At 63.0% G+C, this 14008-nt stretch carries 12 protein-coding genes and 1 pseudogene; 10 read left to right on the forward strand and 3 right to left on the reverse strand.

Annotation, left to right across the window (positions count from 1 at the left end; translation table 11 throughout):
- Positions 1-72: 72 nt before the first annotated feature.
- A complete protein-coding gene (locus tag NVV99_RS08750; protein ID WP_260782815.1) occupies positions 73-477 on the reverse strand; it encodes an MHYT domain-containing protein in 405 nt (134 codons plus the stop codon).
- A gap of 876 nt (positions 478-1353) precedes the next feature.
- Here NVV99_RS08750 and NVV99_RS08755 point away from each other — a divergent pair.
- From NVV99_RS08755 to NVV99_RS08765, 3 genes are all read left to right on the forward strand, one after another.
- Positions 1354-2997, forward strand: coding sequence for an NAD(P)/FAD-dependent oxidoreductase (locus NVV99_RS08755; RefSeq protein ID WP_024102234.1), 1644 nt, complete (start codon positions 1354-1356; stop codon positions 2995-2997).
- A gap of 119 nt (positions 2998-3116) precedes the next feature.
- Complete coding sequence (locus tag NVV99_RS08760; protein ID WP_024102233.1) at positions 3117-4178, forward strand: alpha/beta fold hydrolase; 1062 nt, start codon at positions 3117-3119, stop codon at positions 4176-4178.
- Positions 4179-4642: 464 nt separating this feature from the next.
- Entirely contained in the window at positions 4643-6370 is a 1728-nt protein-coding gene (locus tag NVV99_RS08765) for a sigma-54-dependent Fis family transcriptional regulator (RefSeq protein ID WP_232512527.1), read from the forward strand.
- 324 nt (positions 6371-6694) lie between these two features.
- Here NVV99_RS08765 and NVV99_RS08770 read toward each other — a convergent pair whose 3' ends face one another.
- A complete protein-coding gene (locus tag NVV99_RS08770; RefSeq protein WP_006553291.1) occupies positions 6695-7876 on the reverse strand; it encodes a serine hydrolase in 1182 nt (393 codons plus the stop codon).
- Positions 7877-8184: 308 nt separating this feature from the next.
- Between NVV99_RS08770 and NVV99_RS08775 the strand changes: the two genes are divergently transcribed.
- Entirely contained in the window at positions 8185-9015 is an 831-nt protein-coding gene (locus NVV99_RS08775; protein WP_260782872.1) for an alpha/beta hydrolase, read from the forward strand.
- Between the two features lie 14 nt (positions 9016-9029).
- The gene (locus NVV99_RS08780; protein WP_024102229.1) at positions 9030-10118 is read left to right on the forward strand and encodes a helix-turn-helix domain-containing protein; all 1089 of its coding nucleotides are present in this window, start codon (positions 9030-9032) and stop codon (positions 10116-10118) included.
- A 114-nt stretch (positions 10119-10232) separates the two neighbouring features.
- Here NVV99_RS08780 and NVV99_RS08785 read toward each other — a convergent pair whose 3' ends face one another.
- A complete protein-coding gene (locus NVV99_RS08785) occupies positions 10233-10460 on the reverse strand; it encodes a hypothetical protein (RefSeq protein WP_024102228.1) in 228 nt (75 codons plus the stop codon).
- Between the two features lie 586 nt (positions 10461-11046).
- Here NVV99_RS08785 and NVV99_RS08790 point away from each other — a divergent pair.
- From NVV99_RS08790 to NVV99_RS08810, 5 genes and pseudogenes are all read left to right on the forward strand, one after another.
- Positions 11047-11631, forward strand: coding sequence for a TetR family transcriptional regulator (locus tag NVV99_RS08790; RefSeq protein ID WP_242411647.1), 585 nt, complete (start codon positions 11047-11049; stop codon positions 11629-11631).
- Positions 11632-12066: 435 nt separating this feature from the next.
- Positions 12067-12597 carry a MarR family winged helix-turn-helix transcriptional regulator gene (locus NVV99_RS08795; RefSeq protein WP_072740544.1) on the forward strand — a complete coding sequence of 177 codons (531 nt, stop codon included), beginning with the start codon at positions 12067-12069 and terminating at the stop codon, positions 12595-12597.
- On the forward strand, positions 12594-12983 hold the full coding sequence (locus NVV99_RS08800; RefSeq protein ID WP_024102225.1) for a DUF5313 family protein: 390 nt from the start codon (positions 12594-12596) through the stop codon (positions 12981-12983). Before NVV99_RS08795 ends, NVV99_RS08800 begins: the two co-directional genes overlap by 4 nt.
- Before the next feature lie 194 nt (positions 12984-13177).
- Positions 13178-13792: pseudogene (locus tag NVV99_RS08805) on the forward strand (ParA family protein); the annotation flags it as partial.
- Entirely contained in the window at positions 13792-13983 is a 192-nt protein-coding gene (locus NVV99_RS08810; protein WP_024102223.1) for a hypothetical protein, read from the forward strand. The pseudogene NVV99_RS08805 and the gene NVV99_RS08810, both read left to right, overlap by 1 nt.
- Positions 13984-14008 lie beyond the last annotated feature (25 nt).

Here is a 14008-nt window from a genome sequence, read left to right on the forward strand (position 1 = left end):
GAATGCCCCTGCCCTCAACAAACACTCGTGCGCTGGGGGGGCTGGTGAAGGACCCGCCGAACGGTGGGTCCTTCACCAGAGAGATGGTTGCCGCACTCGTTCGTGTGGCACTACCTGCACATCACCCTTGCGAAGGGGGTCGGCAGGTCGACGCGGAACGTCTCGACGGGTGTCGAGTTCAGCTGTGGCCTCCTGCCCTCGGTCACCGGGGTAGGGGACAGCATCATTGATCTCCGCGCTCCACGTGGCGATCGCTTCGTCGACCTCGGTGTCGGCACTCTGACGAGCGAGCACCAATGCGACGAGCGGCGCCGCCAGTATGGTCGTGCCGAAAATGTATGCCTGAAGCATCGAATCGAGGAGCGTCGCGCCCTCCGGCGTGGTGGCCGTCGAGTCCAAGGACGCGTGAAATCCAGCCATGCCGCAGTAGTGCATCAGGCTCACCGCGAAGCTCATCATGGCGATGAAGTGGGTCATCCGGATCCCGACACCGCTGATGGACAAGGCTGCCATCACCAACCAGCGCCAGCATGTCGGACCGAGTGGGGTGGTAGCGGCTCGGCGAGCGCAGGACAGGCCGACGAAGGACCCGGCGATCGAGGTGCCGTAGGCGAGAAAGAGCGCCCACAGTCCCAGATCGAGATGGTGCATTTCGTGTGACATCAGTGTTCCTTACCAAGGCACGCTCGAGCACCTGCGCCGGCGGTGATGCGCCGAACCGTTCGGGCAGGACTGCGATCTCGGCCCTCCGAGCAGCGACAGACTGTTCGTTTTGCATGATCATGCGTACTCTGAACAGGTTTATTCGGTCTCGTGGCCATGATTCGGTGAATCTCCCTTTCATTCGGGTAGTCGGGAAGCTGTGGTTCGTCCCGTCTTCGTGGCGGCTACCGGGGGATGAGGGATCAGGCGATGGCAATTCGAATTGCAGCTACCAGAACAGAGTTCGGATTCTGTGGCATCCAACGGTCGCGGTTGGAAGGCCGGAATGTGTCGGATCGCCGACTGTGTGCTCATATCGGTGCGGCGGCGACCCGAATCGAGATGGCGATCGCGGCGGTGTCGAGCATGCGGCAAGATGGGTCCGGAACTGGACTGGTGGTAGAAATCATTGCGTAACAGTATATTCCGGATATACTGCAGGCCTCTTTGCCGAAGGTTGCCCACCGCGTCGTCGAAAACACCCCCCGAGTTGTAAATCGGTTCTGCTGGGGTGCTGGCGGTGCGAGAGGCGCCGGACTCGGTGATATCCGTGTCTGCGAAGCCGGGAAGTGTCCGAAGATGGGACAGCTGAGTGAGGCGCACATCACGATGATGGCTTCCACGTGACCTGAACTACAGAAAGGCTAGGACATGTCGCCTCACTCTTCCTCTGCGGTCGGACTTGCTGATACCGAGGTGTCACTCGAGCTGGACGCGTTGATCATCGGTGCGGGAGTCGCCGGCCTGTATCAGCTGCATCAGCTTCGCGAGCTGGGGCTGCGGGTGCGCGCCTTCGATACCGCCTCCGACGTCGGCGGCACCTGGTACTGGAATCGTTATCCGGGTGCTCGATTCGATTCGGAGGCCTACATCTACCAGTACCTGTTTTCCGATGAGCTGTACAAGAACTGGAGCTGGAGTCAGCGTTTCCCCGGCCAACCCGAGATCGAGCAGTGGTTGCATTATGTGACCGACAGTCTCGATCTGCGTCGCGACATCCAATTCTCGACGACGATCACCAGTGCGCATTACGTCGAGGACTCGAAGCGATGGATCGTGCGCACCGATCGCGGGGACACGATTGCCACCCAGTTCCTGATCACCTGCGCCGGCATGCTGTCGGCACCGATGTCGTCGGTGTTCGAGGGTCAGGAAAGCTTCGCCGGCCCGATCTTCCACACCTCTCGATGGCCGAAGGAGGGCGCCGATGTCGCGGGCAAGAAAGTTGCAGTGATCGGTGTCGGCGCCACCGGGATCCAGGTCATCCAGACCATCGCCGACAAGGTCGAACATCTGAAGGTGTTCATCCGTACACCGCAGTACGCCCTGCCGATGAAGAATCCGTCCTACGACGACCGGGATGTTGCCGCGTACAAGGAGCGCTTCGAGGAACTTCGCGCGACGTTGCCGCATACGTTCAGTGGCTTCGAATACGACTTCGAGCATGCATGGGTCGACCTGACTCCCGAGCAACGGCGGGAAAGGCTCGAAGAGATCTATGACAACGGTTCACTCAAGCTCTGGCTCGCTTCTTTCGCGGAGGTGTTCTCCGATGAAGAGGTCAGTGAGCAGGTGTCCGAGTTCGTGCGAGAGAAGATGCGTGCGCGACTGAAGGATCCGAAGCTGTGTGAACTGTTGATTCCGACCGACTACGGCTTCGGTACACACCGGGTACCGCTGGAAACCAATTATCTCGAGGTCTACCACCGTCCGAATGTCGAAGCAGTCGGGGTGCGCACCAATCCGATCAGCCGAATCGTCCCGGAAGGGATCCTGTTGGACGACGGCACGCTGCACGAAGTCGACGTCATCATCCTGGCCACGGGATTCGATGCGGGATCCGGCGCGCTGACACGAATCGACATCCGTGGACGTGAGGACCGATCGCTCACGAGCGACTGGTCGCGTGACATCCGCACGACGATGGGCCTGATGGTGCACGGCTATCCCAACATGCTGACCACCGGTGCCCCACTCGCCCCCTCCGCGGCTCTGTGCAACATGACCACCTGTCTGCAGCAACAGACCGAATGGATCACCGAATGCATCCGGCACATGCGTGAGCACGGGTACACCGTCATCGAACCGACCGTCGAGGGTGAGGGCGAATGGGTCGCCCACCACGACGAAACCGCGAATGCCACGCTGATCTCGAAGACCAATTCCTGGTACAACGGCGCGAACGTTCCCGGAAAACCTCGCCGTGTGCTGTCCTACACCGGCGGGGTCGGCACCTATCGAGAACTCACTCTCGCGGCCGCCGCGGCCGGCTACAAGGGATTCCAGCTGAGCTGACCTTCTCGGATATCCGACCCCTGCGGTCGACCACTGCTCGTCTCACGGCGGCGTACGCACATGTCATCGGGTGAGCACGCGCTGCTACCGCTTTCTCATAGCTCAGGAGGACGATCTCGATGATCGACAACCCGTACTACACGCACGACTTCCACGGTGATTACGACCTGATCGGCATCGGAGCCCTCGACCTCGAGGAGGGTGGCTCGATCCCGGACTGCCGGCTCGCAGTGGCAACGTTCGGAACGCTGAACGAAGCCAAGGACAACGCAATCCTCATCCCCACCTGGTACTCGGGGACCCACCAGATCTGGCGCGACGCATACATCGGTCCTGACCATGCTCTCGACCCGAGCAAGTATTTCATCGTCTGCGTGGATCAGATCGGCAACGGTCTGTCGACGTCTCCCCACAACGCCACCGGCGTCAACGCAGAGATCGCCATGTCGAACTTCCCTCGTGTTCGGATCGGGGACAATGTCGTGGCCCAGGAGCGGCTGCTCCGGGAGCATTTCGGTATCGAACGCCTCGCGTTGGTGACGGGAGGCTCCATGGGAGCTCAACAGACCTACGAATGGGCGGTGAGGTTCCCCGACAAGGTTCTGCGCGCCGCACCGATTGCCGGTACGGCACGCAACACTCCCGGTGATTTCTTGATCGCGGAGATCATGCGCGAAGCGATCCTGTCGGATCCGGGCTGGAACGGCGGCGAATACACCTCGCATACGCAGGTCGTCGACGGCCTCACCAGGCAGGCTCACATCTGGGGAGTGCTCGGATTCTCGACCGAGTTCTGGAAGCAAGAAGTATGGCGAGCAATGGAGTTCGAATCCCTGGACGCGTTCCTGACCGGATTCCTCGAGCCCTACTTCACGGCGATGGATCCCAACGCACTCCTCACTCAATCCTGGGCCTGGCAACGCGGCGACGTCTCTCGGCATACCGGGGGAGACCTGGCCGCTGCACTCGGACGGATCACCGCCAAGACCTTCGTGATTCCCATCGACGAAGACCAGTTGTTCCCGGTCCGCGACTGTGCTGCCGAGCAGGAACTGATCAAGGGCAGTGAACTGCGCGTGGTCGAAGATGTGCTCGGGCATTTGGGCCTGTTCGCTGTCGCTCCGACCTACATGCCGCAGATCGACCGCCACCTTGCGGATCTTCTCGCGATCGAGGTCTGAAGCGGTGCCGCCACGACAACGGTCCACGTGGGCGGGACGGTAGTGAGTGTGCCCGCCGGCGGTCGTGGCGGCAGAGAACATCGAGATTCTTGCGCGGTTGCCGGCGATGTCGACCTCTATGCGTAGGGCGGGGCAGGTGATGGAACGGGCTCGGCTTCCCCTGCGGGGTGAAGCCGAGCCCGGTGATCCGGTCGCCGTCGACGACCTGACGTCAGTCTCCTGATGGTGGTGTGCACCCCGGATCGCGGCAGTCGGTGGTCCGAGGAGTAGGCGCGGTGCGGACCGCGAGTGCCGATCTCCGGCCGGCGGGGTGGCCGTACCCGCCCCGCTACTGCCGTTGGAGACGGCAGATCGATGTCCTATTCTGGGACATCCACAGAATGTGACGTGCGGCACATTGAGGGGGATGGCAGTACTGCGACCTGCAAGGAAATGTGATGGACAGTGATAACCGCCGGCGCCGCGTGACCACCGCCCGGCATCTCCATGACCTCGCCGGTTCCCCCTCCGAGGACGTCTCGCCCCTCATCGCGCAGTCATGGCGACGCTCACGTCAGGCGGGTGTCATCCCGGACGGCTCGCACCTTCCACAGCTACAGTACGTCGAAGACCTCGATCTTCGCCGACGACTGGTGCGATGCGCCCTGCCGATCCTCGATCGGCTCCATGACGACCTGTCCGACATGTCCCTCAGTGTCGCGTTGAGTGACGAGCATGCGCGTGTGCTGGTCCGGCGGGACAATGATCCCGTCCTCGCCGCGAAGCTGGACAAGGTGTACTTCGCTCCCGGGTTCACCTACGCCGAAGAGCTCGTCGGTACCAATGGAGTGGGCACAGCCCTCGAGACCGGGATGGCCGTCTACGTCGACGGCGCTCAGCACTATCACGAATCGATCCAGTATTTCACCTGTGCCGGCGCGCCCATTCACAACCCCACCACCGGCCGTGTCGAAGGACTGATCGACATCACAGGCTTGACCCACACATCGAACCCGTTGATGCGCCAGCTCGCCCTTGGAGCGGCTCGTGATATCGAGTCGGCTCTTCGCGCCACGGGATCGATCAAGCAACAGCTCGTGCTCGGCGAGTTCCTCGTCGCCTGTCGGCGCCGGCAGACGGCGGTGTACTCACTCAGTTGCGGTGTTTTCATGTCGAACGAGATCGGCTCGCGCCTTCTCGACCCGATCGACGAGGCTTTTCTCCGCGAGGAAGCACAGTCGATGCTCGATCCGTCACGAGTTGCCCAGTTCGACCTGCGCCTTCCGTCCGGAGGTAGCATCACCGTCAAGCGCACTCTCGTCGAACATGGCGGCGACATCGCCGGCATCGTCTTCGAAGTCGAGGCGACATCGTGTCCCACGAAGATCATGCAACCCCGGCGCACGGTTCCCGTGTTTCCGGGGGTGGCGGGGTCTTCGCTCCAATGGAACCGGTGTCGAGGGGAGTTGACGTCCCTCGCCGCGACAGATGCCAACGTGATCCTCAAAGGTGAACCAGGAAGCGGCAAACTCACTCTCGTTCGGGGCATGCACCTGTACAAGAATCCGCAGGCCCCGATTGTCGTCGTGGATTGCTCTGCTGAAAAGTCCGCTCACGAGGAATTGCGCACTGCGCTCGACTCCGCGGCGACCACGATCGTCCTTCGTCGCATCGACCGACTCGACGCGAGCACCGATGAGCTCTTTGCCGACCTCATATCCGCCGACCAGCACCGATACCCCGCTCGGTGGATCGTCGCGACCACATCCACTGATGGGGAAGCACTTCAGGATTCTGCTCTCGCCGAGCATTTCATCGCCACCGTCGAGGTCCTCGCATTGCGTCATCACCCCGATGACATCCCGGACATCATCCGAATGCACCTTGCACCTCACCGCGAAACCGCTTTCAGCGACGACACGATGCGAACCCTGAAGAAGTACCACTGGCCCGGCAACGTCCGTGAACTGGTCGGCACTCTCAATCACGTACTTCGCGCCAAGCCCGCGGGAACGATCGCAGTCGCTGATCTGCCTCCAGCGCTCAGCTCCGCGCCTCGCCGGACGATGACGGCAATGGAAAGAGTCGAGCGCGATGCCATAGTGGCTGCGCTACGGGACAGCGGTGGCAATCGTGTCGCCGCCGCGAAATTGCTGGGGATCGCAAGGTCGTCTCTCTACCGCAAGATCGACACGTTCGGCATCCACGTGTGATCGCGCAGAATGCGTGATCCGAGAGTCGTCCTATGGCCTTGCGTGCGGTAGCGGTGACTGTCGGAAGGTGCGGCCCTCGCGGCAAGCCCGTGGGAGACGGTGTTCGCGCTCGACCTGTTGCACCCAGACCTCGAACAGCGTGGCAACACCACACCGCTGCGGGTGTTTCGACACCCGCAGCGGTGTGGTGTCCGTGCGTCGGGTGGGGATTTCACCCGATCTCGTTGATGTCGTCGTGTGGCTGTTCGGCGAGCGCGCCGGTTACGCGAGCGGTCAACGGATCGAGGTCGATGTCCGGTGCCGCGGCCCGGGATGGAACCGGGGTCAGGAAAGGGCTCGGTAGACGGCGGTCTCCATGTCGAGGTAACCACCGAGCGAGCTGGGGTCGGCGAACGGGAAGATCTGCGTCGCCCAGTAGCCTCCGATCTTGTTGTGCCGGTCGATCCAGTAGTAGAGGTTGGCCAGGCCTGCCCAGGCGAGAGAGCCTGCGGGACGGCCCGTGGGTGCTTCGGTTTCGTTGGTCATGAACGTGTAGCACCAGCCCTTGCGCTGGCCAGGGAAGAACTCGGCGTCGTTCGACAGAGACCTGATGACACCCGGAAGCATCTTCACGGTCAGGTCGCCGAGGTCGTTTCTGGTCGCCCACTCGACGGTGTCGGGGCGGAGGATGACGGTGCCGTCGTCTGCCTCGCCGTCGTTGAGCCACATCCGGATGAAGGCGAGGTAGTCACCGACGGTGGAGAACAGTCCGTGCCCACCCATGTCGACCTCGGGCGGGGTGGGGATGACGAAATCGGTGGCCTGGAGTCCGTCGTCGGTGCGCTGGTGCATGGTCGCCAGACGCGCGCGCATGTCGTCGGACGGAGTGAAGGACGTCGATGTCATGCCGAGGGGGTCGAGGACTCGTGTCTTCAGCGCCTCGCCGAGGCGGGTGCCGACGATGCCTTCGATCACCTGGCCTGCCCAGTCGATATTCGAGCCGTACTCCCACTGGGTGCCGGGATCGAACAGCAGCGGTGTCTCGAGCGCGTCCTTGGTGGCGGTGACGATGCTGGGCTGACCGTGGTTCTCGGCGAGGCGGTTGTACGTCTCGTTGAAGAAGTCGTATCCGAAGCCGGCGGTGTGCAGCAGTAGTTGGCGGGTCGTGATGTCGGTCTTCGGTGCTCGCAGCATCGGCTCGCCGTTCGAGTCGAAGCCCTCGATGACCTGGAGTTCGCCGATCGCGGGCGCGTACTCCTCGGCCGGGGAATCCAGGTCGAGATCACCGGATTCCACGAGTTGCAGCGCCACGGTGCCGGTGAGGGCTTTGGTGGTCGAGAAGATGCTGAAGACGGTGTCATCGGTCATCGGTTGATCGTTGTCGACAGACCGTACCCCAGCGGACTCGATGAACAGGGTTTCCTGGTCGTTCGTCATGCCCGCTACTACTCCGGGCACGGCACCGCTGTTCACCGTGGTGTGGATGACTTCGCGGGCTGAGTCGACGACGCGTTGGGTATCGGACATGGGGGTTGTTCCTCTCGTTCGGTCGACAGTGACGCTGCTCCAAGTTTCACAAGAGTGTGATGGGTGTCTCAACCGACGCAGCGGCGCAGTTTCGCTCTGTTTCCCCGCCGAATGGCGGGTCCCTCGGTCGAGCGGCCGCCGTATCCTCGATGCGAGTCTTCGAGGAGGTGACGATGGCCCGAGCCGTGCCCCGTCCACCATTCGATGCCGAACTCAAGGCGGGATTGGCTGTGGTAGGCGGTATGTTCCCTCCGACCATCACTGCGGACCTGATCGAGTTCATGCGTACGTCCTATGCGTCCCCTCCGATGGACGAGGAATTCGACCGCCGACGGATCGCGGTGAACGACGTGACCTTCCCCGGGGGTGATGGCACTGCCGTCAACGCTGCGGTGCTTCGTTCCCGGGACTTCAGCGGGCCCCGTCCTGCGGTGCTGTACGCGCACTCCGGAGGATTGATGTTCGGAGACATGTTCAGCGGCCTGGACCTGGTGCTGGACTGGGTGACCGAACTGGGGGCGGTTCTTGTCACGGTCGAATATCGTTTGGCCCCTGAGTATCCCGACCCCTACCCGCGTGAGGACATGTATGCCGCCCTGGAGTGGTTGGCTGCGCATGTCACCGATCTGGACGTGCGGGCGGACCGGATCCTGGTCGCAGGTGCCAGCTCCGGTGGCGGACTGGCAGCCGGTCTCGCGCTGGCTGCGCGGGACCGCGGTGGTCCCCGGTTGTGTGGGCAGGTGCTCGACTATCCGATGCTCGACGACCGGTGCACGACCGCTTCGATCGAGCAGTTCGACGGTATCGGTGTGTGGGACCGGATCAGCAACGAAACCGGCTGGACCGCCCTGCTGGGTGAGCAGCGGGGCACCGACCTTGTCTCGCCGTATGCAGCCCCGGCCCGCGCGCAGAATCTGCCCGGATTGCCGCCGGCCTTCATCGACGTCGGTGCGGCCGAGATCTTCCGGGACGAGGCGATCGACTATGCCAACAGGATCTGGCAAGCCGGTGGCGATGCCGAGTTGCACGTATGGTCCGGCGCCTTTCACGCGTGCGACATTTTCGCCCCGCACACCAGCGTGGGCCGGTCCATGATCCGGACCCGCAACACCTGGGTCGAGAAAATCCTTGCGGACTGAGGGCAGGAACGAATATGCAAGAGCTACTCGGACGGATCGCCCGCCTCGATCCCAGCGCCAGTTTGGGTCTGCGTGTCATCGCGTGCTTCGACGAGTTGATCGTCGGCAACGTCAACACCCGTGCCCTGCTCGCAACCGCTGCCGCGCTGGCCGGTTGTACTGCAGGGTTCCGGCAGAGCGTCCCGCCGCGGATTCTACGAGTCACTCCGAAAGGAGAAGCAGTGCAGGGTGAATCGCCGACAGATCCTTCGAATCTGCACGTGACGTCGGAGGACGGCATCGACGTCTGGCTCGAACGCGACGGTGCTGCAGGGCCGAACGACGCACTCATCCTGGAGCGCTTGGCACTGGCTGTGCGGATCCGGAACGGGCGTGGAGCCCGGGAGATCGACAATCGCCGCCACCTAGGCATACTCACCGGTCGCGAGAGCATTCCCGACGAGCGCTTGATCGCGGCGAGTGCGCTCGGATTGTCGGCAACGGGCATGTATCGCCTCGTTGTGGCACCGCTGTTCGCGGTGTGGCGCAATCATCCCGCCGGCCCGGAGGATGTGATCGCCACCCCGTTCGGTCCGGTCCACGCCATCGTTGTGCCGGAGCGGTACCCGCCGTTCGGCGCTTCGCCGTGCGGTATCGGAACAGCCACGCCGCCGGACTCGTTGGATCGGTCGTTCCGGACCGCGATGGTCGCTCTGCGCCTGTGCCGAGCCCCGAAGGAACCCCAGGTTGTGGCCGACTCCTACGGGGGTCTGATCGAACTGCTTGCCGACGCCGATGAGCAGGCTCCGCACAGCGACGCCGACCGTGTCGAGGCCATCGCACACTACGCCTGGGGGATGGAGACGATCGATGCCGTCGTCGCTGCGCAGTCCGTTCGGGAAGCGGCGCGACTGCTCAACATCCACCACAGCACGCTTCAGAGCAGGATCGATACCATCACTGCGACACTCGGTTTCAACCCGTTCGAGGGATTCGGGCGCAGCCGGCTCGGGGCAGCGTTCCTGCTGCATCGCTTGCGTACGTCGACGGTCCTCGACCTGCCGGCGGCTGCGGCACCCGGCAATGTCGCCGTGCTCGGTCCTGCTCGCCGCGCGACGGTATGAGGCCGTCGACGCTTCATGATGTGGTCTCGGTCATCTCGGTGCCGGTTCGGTGCGTTGGCGTGTCGGTGATCGCCGGAAGCGGCACAGCATTGTGCGGGTGATGTCCCTGCGACGTCAGCTCCGGGCGGCGGAGCCGTCTTCATCCCAGTCGGGCAGGGCCGGCACTCGGGTGGCGAGGGCGGTATCGGCGACGATCAGCACGACTGCGATTGCGCGGGCCAGAGGCCGGATTACGAGGCTGGAAATCATCAGAGAACGGTCTTCCTTGGTCGTATGTCGTTCGGTGGAGCCGAGGCGTCCCGTCGGGAGAACGGGTCTGCCGATCGCGATCAGACCTGCCATCTACGTGCCGGAGGTGATCGTCCGGGCGGTTCAGCTCGGACGACAGCAGCGGTAATCGAGTATTCAACTATAATTATGCTACCCGGTTCCGAAAATCAAGTCGATCATGCCACGCGCCGAACGAGCAGTCGGACTCCCGAATCGGTCTCTGTGAGCGGCACTGCCTTCGTTCGTGGGAAAGCGTAAAGAGGATTCCGATAAGGGAGAGCGCTCCGACGGTGGGAGCGATCGGCGTACCGGCTGTCCCGCAAGCAAACACCGACGAACGGCATCGATGGGACATGGCGGGCCCTTCAATCGAACGGATAGGGCACAACCCGCCCTACACGGGTCGGTGTGGAAGTTCCCGGATGCCCTGCCCGTTGGAGGGGGGCAGGCAGGGCATCCGGGACGGGGTCGGTTCACCGACCGGGAACCACGGTCCGCCTACAGGGGGGGGGTGACGGATCGTGGTGGTGTTGCAAGATCGTCTTTATCGGTCGCATCGCGCGTCGACTATATTTACGGTACCGAGTACCCAAAATCAAGTTTCGGGTCGAAAAGAGGGGGGAATGCGATGGCTACCGGCAGACGTGGACGTCCTCAGGTGTCGTCTCGTGCGCAGGTCGAGGTCGCCGCGTTCGAACTGTTCCTCGAACGAGGCTATGCGGAGACGTCGATCATGGATATCGTTGCGGCCGCGGGGATCAGCAAGACCACCTTCTTCCGGTACTTCTCCAGCAAAGCGGCACTCGTGTGGTTTCCTTTCGAGGAAAGTACCCGCGACCTCCAGCGCTCCTTCGGCACGGTTGACGACGAGGTGCCGGTCATGGAGGCGATCCGGGTCGGGGTGATCGATACGGTAGCGGCCCGACTCGACGACGAGGGCGTCTGGACCGCCCAGATTCGGATCCTCGACGCCTCACCGGAATTGCAGGCCGAGGGTGCTCAACGGTGGTTGGTGTGGTCCGAGGTCGTCTCGACGTTCGTTGCGTCCCGTATCGGTACGCGTCCGGCGGCGGTGGTGCCGGCTGCTGTCGGGGGTGCGGTGCAGTCCGTGGTGCTCGCCGTCCTGCGCGAGGGAGTGAGGTCTCCCGCATCCCCCAGTGAGGTGTTGACCACTCTCGATAAGTCGTTGGCTTCGCTGGGGTACAGCCTGCAGAAGTGGATCGACGAACAACCTTACAAGTAAGGCGCATCGGCCTCCTCTGCAGTGGCGGACCTACGTGCGAGATGTACCCGAGGTCCAGTGACGTGCGCATCATCGATGTACCGGATCGATGCACAGCCGCTGGCGGTGGTGGTCTGCCCCCGGACTGGACCCACCGTTTCCCGACTCGTCGCCGTCCGGCGATCGTGAGGCGCCGCATCGTGCCGACCCGCAGGCCAGGCAGAGTTCGTCGCCGCTCGACCCAATGGGAAACTGATGAAGTTACTGGCCGGTGATGCGCGTGGCGCCGCTGGGTTCGGTATTCGCGACACTTCGAGGGATCGGAGTGGGTGCGCAGGTGCGAGGCGCACTTGTTCGGATATCGAACTGCATCGCGGGTCGTGCCGGTGATGCACATCTCGAATATTGCTCGCACACGATTCGTTCGTGCACGACTGAGTCCGGTATGCTCGTCCTGTGACCACAGGTGACCTCGCTTCGATCGGGAACGACGACCTCCTGGCGTTGGACCGGCAGGTCTGCTTCGCGCTTGCCGTTGCCAACCGGGCCGTCCTGGCTGTCTACCGGCCTATCCTCGAGCCTCTAGGCCTCACTCACCCGCAATACCTGGTGATGTTGGCGCTGTGGGAGAAAGCTCCGATGTCGGTCAAGGCGATCGGCGAAGCGCTGGCTCTGGACTCGCCCACGCTCTCGCCTTTGTTGAAGCGCCTCGAAGCCTCACAGCTGATCACTCGTTCGCGCAGTCGTGTAGACGAACGTCAACTGGTCATCGATCTCACTGCCCAAGGTCGAGCCCTGCGGAACGAAGCCCAGAAAGTCCCGGTCGCCGTGGTCGAGAAGCTCGGTGTTTCGCCGGCGGAGCTCCAGGAACTGCATCGGGCACTGACCCTTCTCAATGATGCTGCAGCACATGCAATAACCAGTTCGGATCGACGTCCGTCCCGAGATCCATCCGAGCCACCGGATACAACGAAGGGAACGCTGTGACGACCCCACTTCGCACACGACCTACCGTAATTCAGCGCCTGGCCTATGTGGTAGGCCGCCCCCTGCCTCCGCAGATGCAGGACTGGGTCCGTAACGACATCCTGGGGCCGGGCGGCGTGCGCCGCTATCTTCTCAGGTGGAATGTACCGGTCATCCCGCTGCTGCTGTTGTTCCTGCTGATCCCGGGACCGGTATGGATTCCCGTCTCCATGATGATGTTGCTGCTCTTGCCCTGGACGTACTTTTCTGTGGCGTTGATGAGCATCTGGCAACGTCATCGACTTCAGCAACACGGTCTCGATCCTGATCTGCTCGGTGCGAAGGCGCAGGCGCGTGCCTCGCGTGAACGCGAGGACTACGAACGTCGGTTCGGTCGCGCAGCCTAGGCAATGTGCGCAACCCTGACGCGGAGTCAGGGTTGCGGACCGGCGCCTATCTCACCCATGTCGGCGGGTTGTCGGGCAGCAGGGCCATCCCCGGTGTAACCGGAGGGTGAGTGCGTACTGCATATGGCGGCGACAGTCGTCGTTCGGAGTAGCGGTGCTGCGCAAGCCGGGGAGAAGAAGATCAACTCGCCGGCGGTGACGACGACGATGTTCAGTCCCCGGTTGCCGCGATCTCCGTCGACCCCCAGGGCTCCGCAGTCTGGTGGGCCTCACGTGTCGAGGAACTGCCGTTTATGATCGACCAGGTCCACGACAACCTCGACGTGCTACGTAATCTCGACAAGTTGCCCGGCATCAAGCACGTCTATGTCGACACCCCGGACTGGATCGACCTGTCCGGTGCCGACGACGGCACCGATGTCCTCGGCACCGGTAGTTCCGCCGACGCGTTGCGCGCGGTGCTCGAGGTCGCCGATCTGGTCATCGTTCCGATCGAACCCGAACCGCTGTGCTTCGATCCCACCGCGCGCACGATCAAGCAGGTCATCGAACCGCTCGGCAAGAAATTCATTGTCGTGGTGAACAATTGGGATCCCCGCGACGGCAAGGTCGACCTCGAACAGACCTGCGAGTTCGTCCAGGCCAACGGATGGTCCCTCGCCCGAACGGTGTTGCGGCACTACAAGGTCCACACCCGTGCCGCCGCCGAAGGCCGCGTCGTCACCGAATACGAAGCCAACCGCGTCTCGTTGCAGGCACGGGAGGATTTCTACAAGCTCAGCCTCGAGCTCGCGGACGGTGGTCGCTGATGCCGCCCAAGGGTGGGCGCGCGAACTTCGCCTCCCTCGTCGGAGCAGTCGCGACAACTCCCCGGTCGACCGCAAGCGCACCCCCGCACCCACAAAAGACGAAGACGACGATCGAGCCTCTCGAAGGCCAACTGCTCGCCGACGTTCCGGTCGATCAGCTCATCGCCAACCCCCGCAACCCGCGAGCCTGAGGCGCCGCAGCCGAAAGAACCTGCG

This window comes from Rhodococcus sp. PAE-6 (genome assembly GCF_025290685.1).
Classification (GTDB): domain Bacteria; phylum Actinomycetota; class Actinomycetes; order Mycobacteriales; family Mycobacteriaceae; genus Rhodococcus; species Rhodococcus pyridinivorans.

Bases quoted from the DNA above. Each gene is read 5' to 3' on its own strand.
- NVV99_RS08810 (WP_024102223.1), top strand. From the start codon at position 13,792: ATGCCGCCCAAGGGTGGGCGCGCGAACTTCGCCTCCCTCGTCGGAGCA.
- NVV99_RS08780 (WP_024102229.1), top strand. From the start codon at position 9,030: ATGCAAGAGCTACTCGGACGGATCGCCCGCCTCGATCCCAGCGCCAGT.
- NVV99_RS08785 (WP_024102228.1), bottom strand. From the start codon at position 10,460: ATGGCAGGTCTGATCGCGATCGGCAGACCCGTTCTCCCGACGGGACGC.
- NVV99_RS08775 (WP_260782872.1), top strand. From the start codon at position 8,185: ATGGACGAGGAATTCGACCGCCGACGGATCGCGGTGAACGACGTGACC.
- NVV99_RS08760 (WP_024102233.1), top strand. From the start codon at position 3,117: ATGATCGACAACCCGTACTACACGCACGACTTCCACGGTGATTACGAC.
- NVV99_RS08770 (WP_006553291.1), bottom strand. From the start codon at position 7,876: ATGTCCGATACCCAACGCGTCGTCGACTCAGCCCGCGAAGTCATCCAC.
- NVV99_RS08750 (WP_260782815.1), bottom strand. From the start codon at position 477: ATGACCCACTTCATCGCCATGATGAGCTTCGCGGTGAGCCTGATGCAC.
- NVV99_RS08755 (WP_024102234.1), top strand. From the start codon at position 1,354: ATGTCGCCTCACTCTTCCTCTGCGGTCGGACTTGCTGATACCGAGGTG.